17 protein-coding genes, 1 tRNA gene and 1 other RNA gene are annotated in these 19,537 nt (G+C 44.3%); 11 read left to right on the top strand and 8 right to left on the bottom strand.

Features of this window, described 5'->3' with window-relative positions:
- Positions 1 to 168 precede the first annotated feature (168 nt).
- Positions 169 to 1,434, bottom strand: a complete 1,266-nt coding sequence (locus PseudUWO310_RS00190) for an aspartate aminotransferase family protein (RefSeq protein ID WP_142598050.1) — start codon at positions 1,432 to 1,434, stop codon at positions 169 to 171.
- A 375-nt stretch (positions 1,435 to 1,809) separates the two neighbouring features.
- Between PseudUWO310_RS00190 and PseudUWO310_RS00185 the strand changes: the two genes are divergently transcribed.
- Positions 1,810 to 3,504 (top strand): adenylate/guanylate cyclase domain-containing protein, encoded by a 1,695-nt coding sequence (locus tag PseudUWO310_RS00185; protein ID WP_142598048.1) that lies wholly within the window; start codon positions 1,810 to 1,812, stop codon positions 3,502 to 3,504.
- 404 nt (positions 3,505 to 3,908) lie between these two features.
- Here the strand turns inward: PseudUWO310_RS00185 and PseudUWO310_RS00180 are convergent, their stop codons facing one another.
- The gene (locus PseudUWO310_RS00180; protein WP_142598046.1) at positions 3,909 to 6,029 is read right to left on the bottom strand and encodes an NB-ARC domain-containing protein; all 2,121 of its coding nucleotides are present in this window, start codon (positions 6,027 to 6,029) and stop codon (positions 3,909 to 3,911) included.
- Positions 6,030 to 6,930: 901 nt separating this feature from the next.
- Here PseudUWO310_RS00180 and PseudUWO310_RS00175 point away from each other — a divergent pair.
- The 4 genes from PseudUWO310_RS00175 to PseudUWO310_RS00160 all read left to right on the top strand — a co-directional run bounded on the left by PseudUWO310_RS00175 (position 6,931) and on the right by PseudUWO310_RS00160 (position 8,775).
- Complete coding sequence (locus PseudUWO310_RS00175; protein WP_142598044.1) at positions 6,931 to 7,344, top strand: hypothetical protein; 414 nt, start codon at positions 6,931 to 6,933, stop codon at positions 7,342 to 7,344.
- Positions 7,334 to 7,732, top strand: a complete 399-nt coding sequence (locus PseudUWO310_RS00170) for a hypothetical protein (RefSeq protein WP_142598042.1) — start codon at positions 7,334 to 7,336, stop codon at positions 7,730 to 7,732. The genes PseudUWO310_RS00175 and PseudUWO310_RS00170 overlap by 11 nt, the downstream gene beginning before the upstream one ends.
- 135 nt (positions 7,733 to 7,867) lie before the next feature.
- Positions 7,868 to 8,047 carry a hypothetical protein gene (locus tag PseudUWO310_RS00165; protein ID WP_142598040.1) on the top strand — a complete coding sequence of 60 codons (180 nt, stop codon included), beginning with the start codon at positions 7,868 to 7,870 and terminating at the stop codon, positions 8,045 to 8,047.
- An 80-nt stretch (positions 8,048 to 8,127) separates the two neighbouring features.
- Positions 8,128 to 8,775 carry a glucosaminidase domain-containing protein gene (locus PseudUWO310_RS00160; RefSeq protein WP_142598039.1) on the top strand — a complete coding sequence of 216 codons (648 nt, stop codon included), beginning with the start codon at positions 8,128 to 8,130 and terminating at the stop codon, positions 8,773 to 8,775.
- A gap of 787 nt (positions 8,776 to 9,562) precedes the next feature.
- Here PseudUWO310_RS00160 and PseudUWO310_RS00155 read toward each other — a convergent pair.
- The 4 genes from PseudUWO310_RS00155 to PseudUWO310_RS00140 all read right to left on the bottom strand — a co-directional run bounded on the left by PseudUWO310_RS00155 (position 9,563) and on the right by PseudUWO310_RS00140 (position 13,340).
- The gene (locus tag PseudUWO310_RS00155) at positions 9,563 to 10,090 is read right to left on the bottom strand and encodes a hypothetical protein (RefSeq protein ID WP_142598037.1); all 528 of its coding nucleotides are present in this window, start codon (positions 10,088 to 10,090) and stop codon (positions 9,563 to 9,565) included.
- A 40-nt stretch (positions 10,091 to 10,130) separates the two neighbouring features.
- Complete coding sequence (locus PseudUWO310_RS00150; protein WP_142598035.1) at positions 10,131 to 11,657, bottom strand: serine/threonine-protein kinase; 1,527 nt, start codon at positions 11,655 to 11,657, stop codon at positions 10,131 to 10,133.
- A gap of 460 nt (positions 11,658 to 12,117) precedes the next feature.
- Positions 12,118 to 12,687: a LapA family protein gene (locus PseudUWO310_RS00145; RefSeq protein WP_142598033.1), complete on the bottom strand. Its 570-nt coding sequence runs from the start codon at positions 12,685 to 12,687 to the stop codon at positions 12,118 to 12,120.
- Positions 12,684 to 13,340 carry a flavin prenyltransferase UbiX gene (locus tag PseudUWO310_RS00140; protein WP_142598031.1) on the bottom strand — a complete coding sequence of 219 codons (657 nt, stop codon included), beginning with the start codon at positions 13,338 to 13,340 and terminating at the stop codon, positions 12,684 to 12,686. The genes PseudUWO310_RS00145 and PseudUWO310_RS00140 overlap by 4 nt, the downstream gene beginning before the upstream one ends.
- 326 nt (positions 13,341 to 13,666) lie before the next feature.
- Between PseudUWO310_RS00140 and hisI the strand changes: the two genes are divergently transcribed.
- The 6 genes from hisI to PseudUWO310_RS00115 all read left to right on the top strand — a co-directional run bounded on the left by hisI (position 13,667) and on the right by PseudUWO310_RS00115 (position 18,750).
- Complete coding sequence (gene hisI / locus PseudUWO310_RS00135; RefSeq protein ID WP_055077727.1) at positions 13,667 to 14,005, top strand: phosphoribosyl-AMP cyclohydrolase; 339 nt, start codon at positions 13,667 to 13,669, stop codon at positions 14,003 to 14,005.
- Between the two features lie 136 nt (positions 14,006 to 14,141).
- Complete coding sequence (locus PseudUWO310_RS22635) at positions 14,142 to 14,375, top strand: hypothetical protein (RefSeq protein ID WP_190315850.1); 234 nt, start codon at positions 14,142 to 14,144, stop codon at positions 14,373 to 14,375.
- A gap of 408 nt (positions 14,376 to 14,783) precedes the next feature.
- Complete coding sequence (locus PseudUWO310_RS00130; RefSeq protein WP_142598029.1) at positions 14,784 to 15,041, top strand: CHAT domain-containing protein; 258 nt, start codon at positions 14,784 to 14,786, stop codon at positions 15,039 to 15,041.
- Between the two features lie 211 nt (positions 15,042 to 15,252).
- Entirely contained in the window at positions 15,253 to 16,872 is a 1,620-nt protein-coding gene (ftsY, locus tag PseudUWO310_RS00125) for a signal recognition particle-docking protein FtsY (protein ID WP_142598027.1), read from the top strand.
- Positions 16,873 to 17,033: 161 nt separating this feature from the next.
- Complete coding sequence (locus tag PseudUWO310_RS00120; RefSeq protein ID WP_142598025.1) at positions 17,034 to 18,464, top strand: PP2C family protein-serine/threonine phosphatase; 1,431 nt, start codon at positions 17,034 to 17,036, stop codon at positions 18,462 to 18,464.
- A gap of 25 nt (positions 18,465 to 18,489) precedes the next feature.
- A complete protein-coding gene (locus PseudUWO310_RS00115) occupies positions 18,490 to 18,750 on the top strand; it encodes a hypothetical protein (protein WP_142598023.1) in 261 nt (86 codons plus the stop codon).
- A 284-nt stretch (positions 18,751 to 19,034) separates the two neighbouring features.
- On the opposite strand, the gene PseudUWO310_RS00110 is transcribed toward PseudUWO310_RS00115, so the two are convergent.
- A tRNA-Met gene (locus tag PseudUWO310_RS00110) sits at positions 19,035 to 19,108 on the bottom strand.
- A 156-nt stretch (positions 19,109 to 19,264) separates the two neighbouring features.
- Positions 19,265 to 19,451, bottom strand: a non-coding RNA gene (ssrS, locus tag PseudUWO310_RS00105) — 6S RNA.
- Positions 19,452 to 19,537: the final 86 nt, after the last annotated feature.

The raw sequence follows: 19,537 nt of genomic DNA, 5'->3' as shown, positions 1-19,537 counted from the left end.
TCTTTTGGGGCTTGCGTTTAAATCCAAACCAAGAGATTTTTGCAATTGTGGCGAAGCCACAATTGCAAAAATCTCTTGGTTTTTTGAGATTGAAGATTGCGGAAAGAAGCAAAATAAGGAGCGCAAAGCGCCCCTTATTTTGGTGAAGATGTTATAAAAATGGAATTTTTAAGATGCAAAACTGGCGATCGCCTGCTCAACTATGGCTAGGGCTTGGTCGATCTCGGTTGCCGAAACGATTAGTGGTGGCACAAACCGCACCACCTTAACACCCGCAGGCACTAACAGCAAACCATGCTCGATGCCTGCGGCAACCACATCACGGGCTTGGATATTACTGGATTCTTGCAGTACTAAACCATCGATCAAGCCCCAACCTCTCACCGAAGCAATATGTTGAGGATAGCGATCGCAAATAGCCTGTAGTCCCGTGCGCAGTTGTTGACCGCGCTCTCTGGCATTGGCGATCAGATTATCATCGACCATCGTATTGCAAACCGACAGCGCCACCGTGCAGGCAAAGGGATTACCCCCAAAAGTACTGGCGTGATCGCCAGGCTCAAACACATCGCAATGCGCCTTGCACATCATCGCTCCGATGGGAATGCCCCCACCTAAGCCCTTTGCTGAAGTAAAGATATCGGGCTGGATACCGAGGTTTTCGTAACCCCAGAGCATACCACTGCGTCCCATGCCCACCTGCACTTCATCGATAATTAGCAGGATCTTCTTCTCGTCACAGATTTCTCTAATTCTGGCAAAATAGGCGCGATCGCCAGGATTGACTCCCCCCTCTCCCTGCAAGGGTTCGAGCATGATCGCGCAGAGTCTACCTTCGTATTTCTGTACGGCAACCTCAAGGGCGGCGATGTCATTGTAAGGAATATAGTCAAAGCCCGATACGAGGGGAGCAAAATTTTTATGATATTTGGGTTGCCCTGTCGCTGTCACCGTCGCCAGAGTTCGTCCGTGAAAACTAGCATTGGCTGTCAAAATTAAAGGATCGGTAATACCAAGCTTGGTATGGGCATATTTACGGGCTAACTTGATCGCGCCCTCATTGGCTTCTGCCCCTGAGTTGCAGAAAAAAGCCTTGTCTGCACAGGAGTTTTGTACCAACCATTTAGCCAATTGCCCTTGAGCCGCAAAATAAAACAAATTAGATGCGTGGTGCAGGGTTTGAATCTGATCGGTTACCGCCTTTATCATGGCAGGATGTGCGTGTCCCAACGTACAAGTAGCAATGCCCGCTACGAAATCTAAATATTCCTTGCCATTGCTGTCCCAAACGCGACAGCCTTCGCCGCGATCCAAGGCGATCGGAAAGCGAGCATAGGTATTCATCACATACTGATTAAACTCGGCGATCGCGTCAGGAGAAACTTGACTAGCAGCCTGAGCTTGAGATTGTACTTCTAGCGTAGTTGGCGACATGGATAAAAATGGGATAATGCTGTTAATTTCATTATGAATGATATGAGAGTTTTCGTAGGAACTTCTGTAGTGGAATTAGCCGATTAATACCAATTAACGAAAGTGTGACAACACTTTCGTTAATTAAAAAACAAACCCAGTAAGGTTTTGCAATTCCCAAAATGGCAACGCCATTTTGGGAATTGGTATAAGGCGTAGATTATTTGGAGGTGTAGCGTTGACACACCTCTAATACCAATTACCAAAAGTGTGGCTACACTTTTGGTAATTGAAAACCAAACCCAGTAAAGGTTTTAAAATCACAAAATGGCGTAGCCATTTTGTGATTTGGTATAAATAGATGATTTGCAAACAGTAGGCTCAGCAGGTAGAGATATGCCATACATTATTCAAAATCAAGGAACTCCCCATGAACGTATCTGCGATCTGAGATATGGCGTAAATACGATTGGAAGAGGATTAGATAATAGTATTGTCGTGGAAGACGATGCGCGTAGCCTCTCCCGTCATCATGCCGAAATCCAAGTTACTGATAAGGGCATATTTGTTACCGATCTCAATAGTAGTAATGGCACGCTGGTGAACCAGATCAAGATCGCGCAGCAAAAGCTCAATCATAACGATCTCGTTCAATTTGGCAGTGTCATCTTTCGATTAGTGGATGAATTAAAAATTGAGGCTAGTAGCTCTGGTAGTGAGATCAATGCTATCGCTAACCCCACCAATGCTAGTTCGGGTTTATCGATCTTGATGCGGGTCTCTCCAGAAAAATCTCGCGTGAATATGCAGGATTTGCTAAAGCAAAATATCGCCACCTCTGGCTCGGTGTTGATGATTCAAGAATCGGATGAGGCTCAACGAACATCGGCGAAATTACGCGTATTGCTAGAGGTAAGCCAAGAACTGTCATCGCCCGAAGCCTACTCCGCTTTGCCTGAGAAAATTCTAGAGTTGCTACTCAAAATCATGTCGGTTGATCGCGCTGTGCTATTGCTGATAGATGAAAAAACGGGGAATCTGGAACCCAAAGCAGCTAAATTTAGTAATCCCAATGCTACGGCTAATCTTGATTTTTATAGTCGCAAAATTGCGAATTTTGTCCTGAAGCAAGGCGATGCGATTATCAGTGATGACGCTTCGGGCGATCGCCGCTTTGACAGTTCTCAATCGATCATTCAGCAATCGATCCAAGCTGCCATGTGTGCGCCCCTAAAACCAAGGGATCGCACGATCGGCGTGCTATACGTGGATAACCTTTCCCACGGTCATGCTTACCATAAAGAAGATTTAGAATTTTTGAGCAGTCTTGCTAATCAGGCGGCGATCGCGATCGAAAATGCAAATCTCTATCAAAGTATGCAATCGGAAGTAATCCGTCGCACTAAATTAGAACGATTTTTTCCTGCGGCGGTCAGTCAAAAAATTGAAGAGGGTTGGGACTTAAATCGGATTATTGAGACAGAAGTTACGGCTCTATTTTCAGATATTAGTGGCTTTACCGAAATGACAGCACCGATGCAGCCACGCAAGGTTTTGGAATTCTTGAATGAATATTTCAAAGTGATGGTTGAAGATATAGTCTTTCCCTTTGGTGGTACTTTGGAGAAATACATTGCGGATGCCTTGCTTGCCGTTTGGGGTTCTCCCTATCAAAGAGATGATGATGCGATCATGGCAGTTAATGCGGCGATCGCTATGCAGTGGGCGATGCGAAAATTAAATGAGGATTGGACTGAACAAGGACGGGATCTGCAAATTCAAATTCACATCGGACTGAATACGGGGATGGTTGCTTCGGGCAACATTGGCTCTGAAAACCTGATTCAGTATACAAATATTGGCGACACGATGAATGTGGCTAGCCGAATCTGCACGGCGGCGCAAGCTGGTGATGTATTTATCTCTGAGAGTACAAAGGTAAAGATTGAAAGTTTGCATTTACCTTTAGAGAAGTTAGACTTGATTAAAGTTAAAGGGAAAGAAGAACCACTGCAACTATATCGCATCCTCTGGGAACAGATTGATATTCGCGAACTGAGTAGTAAGACCAAAACGATTTTTCCCTCATAAACTTTTAAATCCTGATTGAATTACAGCGCTTTGCGCTCAAATCCAAACCAAGAAACTTTTTGAAAGTGTTGCTTTGCAACACTTTCAAAAAGTTTCTTATGGTTCTTTTGATCGAAAATTGCTGTAAAAACTAAGCCTAGTAAACGTCAGTTCGAGTTAATACCAAAACACAAAATGGCTACGCCATTTTGTGTTTTTAAAAACCTTACTGGGTTTGGTTTTCAATTTCCGAAAGTGTAGCTACACTTTTGGAAATTGGTATAAGCTGGCAAATTCTCAAAGCCCAAAAGTAAAAGCCTTGCTATGCAAGGCTTTTACTTTTGGGCTTTGAGAAATGGTTTTCCAATGAAGAAATGGCTATGCCATTTCTTCATTGGGATAAGGCTCTCTATTTTTGGAGAGGACTAACCCAATTTTTTCGAGCGATTGGCTTGCAATGCTTGCTTTCTTCTTCTTACTTCCGCGCGGCGAGCGCTTGGAGTTGGTAAACCGATCGGTGGTTCTACGATATTAACCTCATTGATAAAAACTAATCTGGCTTCAACGGGTTGATTGAGGGTATCGGTAATTTTGACCGCTTCAAAATCAGCATCGATCGCGGCAAATTCAGTCTCATTTAACCAAGCATGGTACCTCTTACGGAGTTTAGGCTGTTGCTTGAGTTCCTGTTGTAACTGTTCGAGAGAACCTTCTGTCCATTGGTAATAGAGATTTTTGCTGCGGATCTGGGTTTTGGATTCGGAAGTTTGTTGAGCGAGGGGATTGTTTGCCCAAGGAATACGATGATCCCATGTGGCAAGCCCCCCAGCCCGATCGCTTTCGAGCAAGCGCTCTAAAATTTGTAAGTCAGAATGTTCCGTGACCCGTTCGGGAAAGCGGCAAAAGTTTTTGGTGAGGTCGCTTTGGGAAGCCCGTAATAGATTCATGATATTGCCTTGGGCATAGCCGATCGCGGTTTGGCGATCGCGCAAAGTCTCTAGCAAAATCTGCAATTCGCGCTGTAAAGTATCGACGCTGCCATAGTGGGCGAGGAGGCGATCGCTCAAAGGCTGAAGGATCTGGCGGATCTGGGTTTCGCGAATGTAGTCTTCCGCACGGGGCTGAACTAGGGCATAGCTCATGAGGAATTCAGGATTGCCTGCGATCGCTGCTTGGTAAGCTTCATCAATCAAGCGTGCGGTCATATATTCCATGACTACGGGCTGCTGGGTGAAGCTATTGGCATTCTTTTCGATCAGCGATCGCCAACGTAGGGAGATGACCGATTCCCAAATTTGCGATTTGGAAATCATCGGCACGATATCTTGACGGAGATTGTCGGTAGTGATCGGTTCGCGCTCGATCGCCAACCAATACATTACCTGTTGCTCGCGTTCGGAAAGGCGACCATACTGTTGATCGAGGAGATAGCGAATATCGCCAAACACGTTGGCATCTTGATCGATAAACTCTTGGATATCTCCATCAAACATGCTGTGGATTGAACGGGATACCACCGTTAGGGCAAGAGGATTACCGCAATAAAAATCGATCAACTTACCAGTCTCAGGGGCGATCGCTAATTCTGGTTGAAACATTTGTCTGGCTTCTTCTTTTAAGCCCGTGAGTTGCAAAGAACGCACTAGGCGATCGCTACTATCGGGGGGTAACACATCATGGGGCTTTTCGCGACTGGTCAAAATCAAACAGCTCTGGTGGCGTACCTCGCCTACTTGACGGAACAATTCCCCATAACCTTCGTAACCTTCGTTATACTGCCCTGTAATTTCGCCACTACGCAAAACTGACTCGACATTATCTAGAATGATTAAGCATCGTGATTGCTTCAAAACGGCAATCAACATTCCTAAAAGACGGTCGAAATCCTGTGGTAATGCCGCAATTTCTTGGTTTGTCAAAAAGCTCACTAATTCCCCCAACATCACTTCCACGGTTGGCGCATTACGCAGCGATCGCCAAGCAATTAGGGTAAAGTCCGACTGTACCTGTTCTGCTAGTTTGGTGGCAAAGGCAGTTTTGCCGATGCCTCCCATTCCAAATACACCCAACAGCCGACAGCGATCGTCGATCACCCAATTTTTCACAGTTTCGAGTTCTTCCGTACGACCGTAAAAAATTGAAGTATCGATCGCATTACCCCAATCGCAGCGTTTGACATCTGGGTGAATCCCCTGCACCGTCAATGTTTCGGGATTGTGAGGATTGACTAGACTCAGGGGATGGGTCGCTAGGGGAATATCACTCGTCACGGCCTTAGAGCGAAAACGCTTAGCTTGAGTCCTTACCACCACTTGGAGATTGTGCTTGGTCACCCTTTCGCCAAAAGCATTAGTTAATATCTGCCACAGACGATAACCTACATCGCGAATGTAGGAAGAATCATAGCCACAGGATTCGGCAATCTCGGCATAGGTCTTGCCCTCCCATGTTTGGCGGAGTAGTTGCTCCTGAATATTGCTGAGACGCTTATCCTTTATGGCAGCATCAACGATGGCGATCGCATCTTCAATGGTTATCGTGGTCATGGTCGTAACTCCTCTCAGTTAATGTCTCGGTATTGGATTAGTAAGGGCGAAAGTTGCAATGAATTTAATGGATTCTAGATTTCAAATAAACAGTTGATGTTTGCTTAAACTCATATGGTTGTCTCTATTTATCAGTCGATGAAGTCGATCTTGTTTAAGGAATGACTAATTCCAGCTTTTGCAGATGATTTAATTTACATATTCTTGTTTTTTCACGTTAGATAAATAACATATATTTTTGTATTTGCAATGGCTTTGCCTAGTTTTTATCCAGATCCAGATTTAGTCTGACATTGGCTTTAATAGGTACCAATTTTTTCTTGTCTTTTCTGATAAACCCTTACCTATAAGCTTCTTGGGATTGGGTTAAAAATCAGGTGCAGCCACTTTATCTATAAATTATTGTTTTTGCAAGCAAAATACTTAAGGATCTTGTTTTTACCGATACCAATATATTTGCAAGTCAATATAGATGCTTAAAACAAAGTTATTTGGCAAATATATATAGTCATTATTTTAGAGCTACTGACAAATAAAGAATCAAACAAGGGTCGAATAAGGGATCGAATAAGGGATTGATTTTTGATTGGATAACTATCAATTATTCCTCGTATTACTAATGGATACTTTTGGATTTATTCATGTATTTACTGACAAAAAATACTATTTTTTCTGGTGTGCAAATTGAAATTTGAGTCGTATGCTGATTGCCAACAAAGCTTATGTAGTTGATTTACTCAGCCTTAAGTCCTTTGTACTGGTCGCTAAACTCACTTACCCTCACATAAAGAAATATTTAACTCTTGTATCACTGGTAAGTGCATATAGCAATAGGGAAATTATGTTTTCCGACAAAAAACGACTTTTCCTCATATAACCTCACAAGCAGAGGCATTGAAACATGAGCGCCCCCCATCATTTGCCCCAACGTCACCTTAATTTAATCCCCAGATCCTTGGCGATTCCTTTGTGTCCCCAACAGCTTGGGGTTCGTCCGAGCATTGCCGATCGCTTTTCGTATTTGCTCCATGAAATCGAGAGCTTTCTACTAGCTTGTACCCATGAGGAGATGTGTAGCTTTTGGAATGCGATCGCCAATCTGCGCCATTACTGGCAAAAAAATGCCCATTCATCGGAAATGCCGCAATTTCTGAGTGGTAGGCGCAGACATCGAGATTTTTGCCGTATTTTAGAAGTTTTAGCCGATCTCACCTACCCTAAACTGCGCCCATCTCACCAACCTGAACCACCAAGCGAGCACCTCTACCTATCCTCACTTGGTCTTTCCAAACTAGGGGGGATGTATGCAAAGTGATGCCTTCCCCACCCCCCCCATCTATTCACATTATTTTCAACCTCGGCTGTTGCTCCATGATGCCGAGCTACAGCCCCAAGATTCACAGCCCCAAAATTTGCAAAATGATGTGGATTGTTTGCTAGATGAGATAGAAATCCTGATCGCTGATTGTTCTATTGAAGAGTCTCAATCCTTTTGGTTAGCTACCGATTGCATCAAGATCAAACATCACGTTATTGAATCGATGCAAAAAATTGAGAGTTTGTTTTTGGATTTGGCAAAAGCATCAACTACAAATCCAGCCTTGATCGAAGCTGTCTCCGATAGCCTTCTCTACACAGGCAAGTCTGCCGTGAACGATCGGGGGATGGATATTCCCAACTTCCTTAAACATCGTCTTGGTTAACTTTTAGAAATATAAGCTTCTATCTAGTTAAGCTAAATGGCTCAAAAAAACCAGAAATCAATTAAACATCATTTTAATTGGATATAAATATCTTTAACCTCAAAAAATTAATTATCTATCATCAAGGTTATTATCATGAAATTCTTACTATCTATCATCTCTGCTTCAGCTTTACTAGTTCCATTTGCAGGGAGCGCTTCCGCCTATTCGCAAGATCCTCGCAGTTGCAGCGATCCGCGCACTCAATATCCGTCAAATCCCCCTTGCCAGAAACAGGACAGTCTCATTAATGTCTATTACAACAAAATTAATTAGTGCTTAGTTAATTAGTGCTTAGTTAATTAATGCTTAGTTAATTAGTAATTAGACAACCTACAGCGGTTAATAGAAGGTTTATGAGAAGGAAGCAGTTTCTTCAATACGGAGTTGGAGCGATCGCCCTATGTGCATTCGGTCGCCTTGGCAAAGATACTGCTCAAGCCCAAGATATGTCGGCTCTTACTAGTGCCGCCAATCGCGAAAAATTATGTTCGCGCGTGCTCGCTGGGAGAATTGATCGCATCATGGGTGATGGGACTACTTCCGAAGTCCAACTTCTGCGCCTCTTACAAATTAACCAAGCCCCTTTACATCTCTATGGAGACTTGCCAACCATTTATCGAGAAGAAGGAGCGATCGAAGGCGTTAACTATGACATTGCCTTTTGTCAGATGTGTCTGGAAACGGGTTTTTTGCAATTTGATGGGGATGTTCGACCCGAACAAAATAACTTTGGTGGCATAGGTGCAACTGGTCATGGAGCTAGGGGCGATCGCTTTGACGATCGGCGCATTGGGGTAAGGGCACAAATTCAGCATTTGAAAGCCTATGCCACCACCAAACCTTTAGTACAGCCCTTAGTCGATCCGAGGTTTAGTATCGTCAAGAGGGGCACAGCCCCTCTACTGGGACAACTAGCAGGACGATGGGCTGAGGATATTAATTACGACAAAAAAATTATGGCAATTCTCCGTCGGCTCTATCAGTTATCAGGATTTTTCTAATGTATAGCTGCTCTATACACGGTATGAGGACAGAGGGTTGCCGCGCGGAGCGCGGCAACCCTCTGTCCTCATACCAATTCACGAATGACATAGCAAAAGCAAGGCACAGATACCCTAGTATGTAGCGACAGATAACTGCACCTTACGACCTGTCTCTTGTTCATGGGGGAGCATGAACTGCGAGGCATTCTTGACGATATGCAAAACTGATCAAAGCTAATAAAAATAAAAGCTGATAAAAATAGATGTAGTTAAGCCGCTAGTGTCTACTACAACACTTAATACGCCTATTCCCTTGCATATCTGTTTGATTTAGTAAATTTGATTTAGTAAATTTTTTACCTACTCCCTTGGTCTTAGAATAACATATTGTGAGACTTGTGAGCCGCATTCTCGGAAAGCGCGGGAAAGAGCTATTTCCGTTAGGTTGTAAGGTTATGTTAGACAAAAACAAAGCCCAGAAGAGTGTTGCGGCGCTTTGCGCCGCAACACTCTTCTGGGCTTTATGTCTTAACTTATAGCTGCCGCCAACTGTATCAGGATATAAAAGCCCAAAGAGAGTTGCCGCGCGGAGCGCGGCAACTCTCTTTGGGCTTTTGATTTTGTCCTAACAAAACTGGCGGCAGCTATATTTGGCTATAGCTGTAATTCACAAAAGTGTGACAACACTTTTGTGAATTGGTATTAAGTAGCTAGGCAGAGTTAAAAACCAAACCCAGAAGAGCATACCGCCCGCTGTGCGGGCGGTATGCTCTTCTGGGTTTTAAGTTTACTTATGCCTAGCTACTTACTTGTGATCAAAAATCAGAGAGTCAGGGTTGATTGGGGCAATATATTTTAAGTTAGCCCTGACATAGCACTCCCCTAATTGCTCAAAACTCACGGGCTGGACGGGGTTGGCTAATTCATTCTCGACTCCTTTGACTCTGAGCCATGGCGATCCATTACTATCGAAGACGATCGCATCATTAGCGGGATCTGGTGGTTCGACAGTCCGCAAATTGGGAGTCCCTTTAAATACCGCCGTGATCACCGCACCTCTTTGAATCTGCGATCGGAGCTGCCCATTAGGTTCATAGCGACAATTTAAGCCATAGTCTTTCATGCTAAAACTCATGGGCTGAACGACTAGCCATTTATTAATGGTGTAGAAACCCCGATTGCCACGTTGAAACGCCGAACTAAAGTCACCATTGCGATCGGGGTTAGGGACTTCAGCAACCTGAGCTAAGGCTTTCGACTCACCAAAAGCCACATAGCTAAAAGCAAGGCAGCTAACGAGCAGGAAAACCTGAACGGGGAATTTTAATCGCATATTTAATCGCATATTTAATCGCACATTTAATCGCATAGTTTTAGGACGAACATCGATAAAGAGTAATCAGACGATCTAAATTTTTGCTGGGATCGCGGAGCAGAAATGGGAGATGACCGACGGGCGGAGCCTTGAAATTGGGTTGACGACCTTCGATATATTGCCACCGCATAGTTTGGTGATCGTAGGCGGTATTGATCGTTAGTTCGCCCGATGGAGTCAACCAGCCAAGGTTTTCGTAGGTTTTGCGAATATCTCTGCCCGAATCTTCATAGACTTTTTTCTGAGCAGTGAAACCCTGTTTGCCGTTACTAGCCTGTGTCCAGAGCTGATCGATCAAAACTAGATCTGCGCAACTGATCCGATTAAACTCATCGGGATGGAATGTCCCATCATTATAGGATTGACTTCCCGCCGCCTTGAGTAGCAGAGTATAGGTTTCTCGATCTGCTGCTTTCCAGTTTTTCTCTTTAAGAAAGCTGCTCAGGTTTTCGTAACTAGAGTTGTCGAGATTTGATATTGGTGATGTTTGTGATATTGGAGAAGTTACCGATGGAGATGCAGGGGGTAACGATCTATTGATGGATGGAATATCAATATCGTTTTTGAAAGGGTTCCATCCTGCATTAACTGCGTTAAATAGATAAACTCCGCCTGCTAAGGCAATGCAGGATATGGCTAAGGGCAATAGGGGATTTAACCTATTTACTTCCCGTTCATCAGTAATTCGAGGCGAGACTGTGCTTAATTTAGGTAGTTTGGCAATATCCCTCAGCACTTCTTCAACCGATTGATAGCGATCGCGAGGATTGCAGCGCGTCATGCGATCCAAAACTGCGGCAAATTCGCGACAAACCTTAGCATAGCTCCGCCAGTTAATTTCATTATCGCGATCGCGAGGAAATTGACTGGGATGTTTGCCCGTCAGCGCTTGCAAAGCCAGCATTCCTAAAGAATAGATGTCACTGTTAGATACGGATTGCCCCCGTTCCTGCTCGTAGGACATATATCCAGGAGTGCCAATTGGCAGGGTTACTCTAGCTTTGTTCTTTGCATTGGCTACTTCCATTTGCACCTGTTTGACCGTGCCAAAGTCAATGAGAACTAACTTGCCGTCGCTATGACGACGGATCAAATTACTCGGCTTAATATCTCGATGGATGACATTATATTTATGGACAAATCGGAGGATTTCCAGAACTTCTTTGACAATCTGCGCGACTCTTGCTTCAGCCATTTGACTGCCAGGAGACATTTCGGAGCTAAGGGGATGACCTGCAATATATTCCTGAACGAGATAGAATTCTTTGTTTTCTTGGAAATAGGCGTAAAGCTGGGGAATGAGATCATGTTTGCCTAATTCTTGTAAGGTTTCTGCCTCAGCCTTAAAAAGTTCGAGCGCTTTTTGGGTAAAAACTGGATCGTCTATGGTCGGATTAAGATGTTTGACGACGCATTGGGGGTTTTTGGGCAATCGTGTATCTTCAGCAAGGTAAGTTTGGGAAAAACCTCCTTCTGCTAATTCTCTGATAATGCGGTAGCGGCGATCGAGTAGCTTGCCTAACATACGAGCCTTATAGGTTAGAGCGAATGTAAAGCACGTATTCTATTGTATTGTAAGTTTTCCCGCGCAAATATATAAACTTACAACCTATAGTTAAACCTACATTTATAGTCAGCAATGTTAGGACAAAAATCAAACCCAATAGAGAGTTGCGGCGCTTCGCGCCGCAACTCTCTATTGGGTTTGATTTCCTGATTTAAGTGGCTATAGCACGTGAGTTCGAGATAATTTGAAACGGGCTTTGAGAAAGGGTTTGCTACGCAAACCCTTTCTCAAAGCCCAAAAGTAAAAGCCTTGCGTAGCAAGGCTTTTACTTTTGGGCTTTTAAAATTTGCCAGCTTGTCCCGAACAGACGTTATCCCAAATCACAAAATGGCGTAGCCATTTTGTGATTTTAAAACCCTTACTGGGTTTGGTTTCTAATTCCCAAAAGTGTAGCCACACTTTTGGGAATTAGTATTACTTACTTGATAAATTTGGCATCAAGGGGCGGACGATCGCGTTTTGGTCGATCCGATTTTCTTGATTTCATGTTTAGGCGATCGCCATAGGGCACAGTGTCGGGATCGTCATCTTCCTCCTCTTCATAGTCTTCTTCATCCTCATCCTCTCCTTCCTCATCCTCGTCCTCTTCTTCCTCATACTCATCATAGGTGCGATTATCGGCACTAAATTCTTGTTTAGTATTAAACTCAGCCCTGCCCTGTTCTTGAGGTGCTTTGTCATATCCAGCCGCAATTACAGCTCGACGAAGGAGGAGATTATGCCGCCAAGAGGCGATCGCATTGATTACTAGGGCAAGAATACCGCCACCGATGAAAGCCACCAGCATGGCTACGCTCAAAGGGATGGCGATCGTTTTTTGTCCCAAAAAGAAAATCTGTACCGCAGTTGAGAAGTTTTGGACAAAGATCGCTGCCCCCAAGGTAATGCAAGAGCATAGAAGGACTAGCTGGACGATCGCGATCGTCCCTAGTGAGCCTTGATTAGAGGGCTTAGTATTGGGTTTGGAGGTAAATGGCGATCGCGTCATAATCCTGATTCTCCTAGAGCCATAGAAACAATGCCAGAGGGCATTTTACCCTGCCAGCGTTGGATTAAATCGGCATCAATATCCAGTTGATCGAGTGCTCTGACGATCACAAAATCAACCAAGTCCTCGATCGTTTGGGGATTGTGATACCAAGCGGGGATGGCAGGCACGATCCTTGCCCCTGCTTCGGCTAGGGTGGTGAGATTGCGTAGGTGGATCAAACTTAAGGGCGTTTCGCGAGGAACGATTACCAATCTTCTTCCTTCCTTGAGATGTACGTCAGCGGCGCGTTCCAACAGATCGGAACTCAGCCCATGGGCAATTTTGGCAACCGTAGCCATACTGCAAGGAATCACCAACATTCCTAACGTCCGAAAGGAACCACTGGCAATCGTTGCCCCCACATCCGCCCATTGATGGCAAATTAGTCTGCCGCCGTCTGCCTCACTGCGATCGCGCCAAAACTGTTCCTGCGATCGCAAATTACTAGGCATGGCAACATTAGTCTCAGACTGCCAAACCATCATTGCTGCCTTAGAAGCCACCAGATCGACATTGTAGTTATTATTTAGCAAAAATTTGAGCGATCGCACGGCATAGATCATGCCTGATGCCCCAGAAACCCCTAATACAATCGCCTTTTGATCTTGCATCTGATGTTGTTGATTTTGCGCTAGATTTTGCGCTGAATTTTAGACAATATCTTCATCATATAGCTATAGCCAAATAAGTTAAGACATAAAACCCAGAAGAGTGTTGCGGCGCGAAGCGCCGCAACACTCTTCTGGGTTTTGTTTTTGTCCTAACATAACTGGCTACTGCTATATCCCTGTTTGCTAAGCTTATAGCTGTCGCTAGGTATATTAGGGCAAGCCCCAAAGAGACTTGCAGGGTGAAACTCCACCCCCAAAAATTGCGGTGGAGATTTTCTCCAAACCTATCTGGCGATAGTTATCCAATATGCTCAATCCCTAAAAACATGACCAATAACTGGATCGAAAATCTCAAATATGACGCGCAAGGGCTAATTCCTGCGATCGCTCAAGACTGGCAAGATGGCACGATTTTGATGATGGCTTGGATGAATCGTCAAGCCTTAGAATGCACAGTTGCTACGGGTGAAGTTCATTATTGGAGCCGATCACGTCAAGAGTTATGGCACAAGGGGGCGACATCAGGACATATCCAAAAGCTAAAGCACCTCTATTACGATTGCGATCGCGATGTAATTTTAGTCAAGATCGAGCAAATTGGAGCGATCGCCTGTCATACAGGGGCAAGAAGTTGTTTCTTTACCGAAGTTCCGCTCAATTTATAGCTGTTGCCTGTACTAGGACATAAACCCCAAGAATTGACTGGCGGCGCGAAGCGCCGCCAGTCAATTCTTGGGGTTTGATTTGTCCTAATTCAAGTGACTGTAGCTATATAGCAACCTAAATCAAGTAATTCAAAACTTGGCTAATGCTACACCAAAGCTCAGAAGTGGAGACCTTATTGGTGCTTATCCATCGTTGCAAAAAATAAATAATGGCATGTCAGAGGTGCTACAAAATCTTAAGGAACTCCAAGGATTAATGGAAGATGTACAACAAAACCTTAAGAAGTTCCCTGTCTTGCAACGTTTAAGCCCCCAAGATTTGATGGATTTGAACAACATCAACGGAGAAATGCGAGATAGAACTAAGTAGTTCGGCATAATTAAAAACCAAAACCAGAGAGCATACCGCCCGCGCAGGGGCGGTATGCTCTTCTAGGTTTTAAGTTTACTTATGCCGAACTACTTAATTCCATTGGTACTAATTCCATTGGTATTGATTCTAAATCAAAAAAACTAGCTAGTATCGAAGACATTCCAAATTTAAATTCACTCTTTCATAAATTCAAGCAGTCCAATCCTCGATCTATTGGTGAAGAGTTAAACAATCTCATCAGAGAGTCATTATTTCGCTTTGGGAGATTCTCTGTAGATGGTGCAAAAACTCAAGTCGAAGTTGCTAGGAGTTCGGGAGATCCTTTAACCTATGGTCGTGCTTTCGATAATTTAGGGTTTTCTACAAATACAGTTCAGAATATGTTCAAGCTGAAAATACCTACCTATGCGGCTGCGCCTTGCTCCTAAAGGTAAAGACTTTTTGATTGTGGGGAAACCCACTGGAGATTTACTCCAAGCAGAGCAAGAAGCAAGAGACATTTCTAACCTACATCTGTCGAGAGCCTTTATCTTAGCTGGGACTCCCAGCATTGTCATGTCGCTATGGTCTGTGCCCGATGCGGAAACATCACAACTAATGGTGAACACGTATTTCGGGAAACCGTCTAGATCGGACTTAGTGCTAGTAACCCATACACCGTAAACTAGCTTAGTAGGCTGATAATAAATTCAAGAGTAGGATTTAATTAGCTAAGTGCGATTAGATATAAAACCCAAAGCCTTGGTGTACGCTGCGCTTGCATCATAGATTTTGAATTTGGGTTTTAGCTATGCCTAGCTACTTAGATGGCATTTGCCATCTGCAACTACTATTGGACTGATTATAGATTGAGGCATTGCGCGAGGTTATTAGTATGGTGTTTAACTGGTTTCGGCGAAAGTTTGATGATGACAAAGATGCAAATAGTCAACCTGTAGAGCCAGTCCAAACTGACGCAAAAGCACCAGAATCGGAAGCAAGTGCCGATTCTGGCTCTACCGTATCGCCTGCCTCCCAAGATTTATTGAACTGGGCAAAAGCAGCCTATGCAAATGTCCAGCAGCAAGCAGATGTAATTGAAGCAAAGCCTGCTCCAGAAATTGCTGAATCTGAAGCACGATCTGTCGTACCAGAAGATACTAACAAGTTAGAAACTACAGAGCCGCCGATCGCCGAACCCGCAATTGCAACGGTAGAAATTGCCCCACAAGAAGTTGCCCCAATTTCAGCAACCGAGCCTGAAGTCATTCCCACAGAGTCGCCAGAAAATCCCATAGTTATCTCTCAAGAAGTCGCTACAGAGGAATCTGCACCGATCGCCACCGAAATTGAAAAGATAGAAACGATCGCCGAAACCGCACCTGTCCCCTTTTGGATGCAGTCCGAAAGCGATCGCCTAGCCCGCATTGCAGCCCTTGAAGCCACGGCCATTATAGAACCAGAGCCAGAAGTTAAACCCGCACCTCGTCGTAGATCCACCATCAAGTTTGATGATGACTTTATCTGGTCGGCGGAAGTACTTGCCTCTCAGGGTCGTCGTCCCGAAGAAATTTCCGTCGAGGAAATCACATGGCTCAATCGACTGCGCCAAGGTTTAGACAAAACTCGCCTCTCCCTAGTCAATCAACTCAAGGCGATCGTTGGACAAGGTCCGCTTAGCGCCGATTCCGTTGATGACATTGAGGCTTTGTTATTACAGGCTGATGTGGGCGTGAAGGCAACGGATCTAATTATTGCCAAGTTACAGGAAAAACTGCGTAAGGAAGTTTTGCCTCCTGAAGAAGCGATCGCCTATCTCAAACAAATTTTGCGCGAAATGCTGGATGTCAACCATAAGGGAGAATCTCCCCTACCCATGCTGATCCCAGAAAAAAGCCAATTAAATATCTGGTTGATCACGGGCGTGAATGGGGCAGGTAAGACCACAACCATCGGTAAACTTTCGCATCTAAGCGTAAAGTCGGGTTACAAAACCCTAATTGCCGCCGCCGACACCTTCCGAGCCGCCGCCGTTGAACAGGTCAAGAGTTGGGGACAAAGATCGAATGTAGATGTGATCTGCAATCCTGCCCAAAATGCCGATCCCGCCGCCGTTGTCTTTGATGCCATCAGTGCCGCCCAAGCTAGAGGTACGGAGTTATTACTCGTCGATACCGCAGGTCGATTGCAAAACAAGAAAAATTTGATGGAGGAACTCAGCAAGATTCGTCGTATCGTTGATAAAAAGTCTGCCGAGGCAAAGATCGAATCCCTGCTGGTACTCGACTCCACCCTAGGACAAAATGGACTCAAGCAAGCAGAAGTATTTGCCCAATCCGCAGGAATTACGGGGGTGATCCTTACTAAACTCGATGGCACAGCAAAGGGTGGCGTAGCGATCGCTGTAGTACAGCAACTAGGACTACCCATCAGATTTATTGGCGCTGGCGAAGGGATCGAAGATCTGCGCCCATTCTCCAGCTATGAATTTGTAGAAGCCCTATTGAGTAACTAGCAATTTGCGTACGGAATTGACCAAATCGATAGCATGAGATGAGTCTTCTGAAATAACTTTTAGCAAATTACTGAAATCGCCTGTTAATTTTTGTCCAACTAAGGCTACACTATTGGACTAAATTAGCTTTCATACTAACCACCTAGCGTTGCAGCATTGGTATGTCCCTATCATTGCCACCTAGAAATAGATCCCTCCCACCACAGCCAGATCCAGACAATGCCTCTGTAATGGTGATGAAGGATCTCAAAGATCTACTCAGACGGATGAGTCAAGATCAAAACAAAATCCATGAGCTACTTAGCTTTTTGGGTTACGCTCTCCGCAGCTTTAGTAACCTCAACCAATTTTTAGAATTAATTCCCCTAATTGCCAGTCGTGTAACTGACTCCGATGGTGGCGCACTAATTTTATTTAAAGCAAGCGGACAAATCCGTCTAGAGTCGTTGCATTGCCCCGAACGTAATCAAGGTGGCATGAAAGCCCAGCAGGTCAGAACGGCAATCGAGCGAGCCATTCAGCAGGTTTTAACTGGTAGCCCAACTGCTCTTGATGAGATGGTCAGTCGTTATCTAGGCGCTGATGTCCATTTGTTTGGCACATCCGTATTAGTCAAAAATTCTGTGCGTGGTCGCCTCTATATATTTAGTCGCAAGCCTGATTATGTGTGGACAGACAATAAGCGCACTTTGATGCGCCTCGTTGCCGATCAAACTTCGGTAGGGCTAGAAAATCACGAACTCACAACCGAATTAATCAAAAAAGAGCGCCAAGATCGCGAGATGGAGATCGGCGCAGAAATCCAACGCCAACTCTTGCCACGCAATTGTCCCAAGATTCAAGGGATTGAGATCTCGGCACGTTGCTCCACAGCTAGTCGAGTTGGCGGTGACTACTACGACTTTATCCCCATTCAAAAAGGCGATCGCTGGAGCTTTGTCGTTGGTGATGTCATGGGCAAGGGTGTACCCGCAGGCTTAATCATGACCATGACTAGAGGAATGTTGCGTGCTGAGGTATTAAATAATCATTCCCCCAGCAAAATTCTGGAACACCTCAATGAAGTGATGTATGAAGATTTGGAAAAATCCCATCGCTTCGTAACTATGTTTTATTCGGAGTACGATCCTGAAACCCAGATTCTTTCCTTTAGTAATGCTGCCCATACCCCTGCCTTGCACTGGCGAGCTAAGACTCGATCTGTCCATGCCCTCGACACGATGGGCGCGTTGATTGGTTTGGAAGCTGGTTCCAAATATGAAGAGCGTAGTACCACTTTAAATTCAGGCGATGTAGTTATTTACTACACGGATGGGTTTACGGAGGCTGCAAGCCCTGAAGGCGATCGCTTTGACGAAGAAAATCTCCGTAAAGCTCTAGACTGGGCTTGCCAAAATTGCTTTCCGCTTTCCGATGATGTAACCCGCCCCCAAATGATTCTTGACTACATCTTCCAAGAAGTACAAAACTTTATTGGAGAAGGGCATACTCATACTGATGACATGACTCTGGTAGTTTTGCACATAAACGACAAAACCTTAGAGCAAAGCTCTAGTAAATTAAAAGAGCAAAGCTCTAGTAAATTAAATTAACCCTAAAAACACATCCTCGAAAACTATGCTTGATTTTGCTCAACATTTAGTAGTCAGTACCGACCTATCGGCTCTTAACCCAAATCATATCAATCTCGCTAGCAGCCTCTCTATTGCTGATATTCAAGCCCATATAAACATGGATTTACTGGCTCAACAATTTAAACAAGATGTCATGGGAGAGGTTGGGAAAGGTTGGGATAACTTTGTCAAAACTGGACAAATATGGGCGCTTATTATTGGTGTGATAGTTGGGTATCTATTTAGAAGCATTACCAACTCATAAGCAGCTAAATATACTCACACCTTATACCAATTCAATGAAGTGAAGCCAACACTTCATTGAATTAAAAAACAAACCCAGTAAGGTTTTGAAATTCCCAAAATGGCAACGCCATTTTGGGAATTAGCCTTAGAGCAAGACGAATAAAAACCCCAAGAATTGACTGTCGGCGCTTCGCGCCGACAGTCAATTCTTATCTTAAGTCAAGTGACTGTAGATATAAAAACAGCTAAAAAACAGAGTTAAAAAAACAGAACCCCTGCATTAGCAAGGGTTCTGTTTTTGAATGGCGGGGGACGGATTTGAACCATCGACCTTCGGGTTATGAGCCCGACGAGCTACCAGGCTGCTCTACCCCGCGTTGTTTCGCTTAGCTAATATAACATGGTTTGATGGAATTGCAAGCACTTTTAAAAATTTTATTTTATATTGGCTTGAAATTAGCTTGAAACTCTACAATTTTCACATTATATAATTTCTGCATTACCACGTTAGATGATGCTGCAATAGGTTTGGTCACCCCTCCGCAACGCCGTCTTACCTCAGTTGTTTGACCCGGTAAAACCAGGTGGAGCCAAGGCGCTTAACCTAACTTAAGTTCCCAGATGCAAGTCTGGTTTACTGCGGCGAAGACTGCTAAGACTCCTAGAAAACAATTATCGATCAAGACACATTATCGGTAGTCACGCACGCCACAGAGGAGCTTAAGTAATTTATAGCATAAATAACATCAATGTAAGATCTGGGCTAAAACCCTCAAGCTCTCTGGCGCAATCTACGCGTGCGCCAG

It is taken from the genome of Pseudanabaena sp. UWO310 (assembly GCF_006861605.1).
Classification (GTDB): Bacteria; Cyanobacteriota; Cyanobacteriia; order Pseudanabaenales; family Pseudanabaenaceae; genus Pseudanabaena.
The sequence above is the reverse complement of the archived record's forward strand: the minus strand, read 5'-3'. Positions and strand labels throughout refer to the sequence as shown.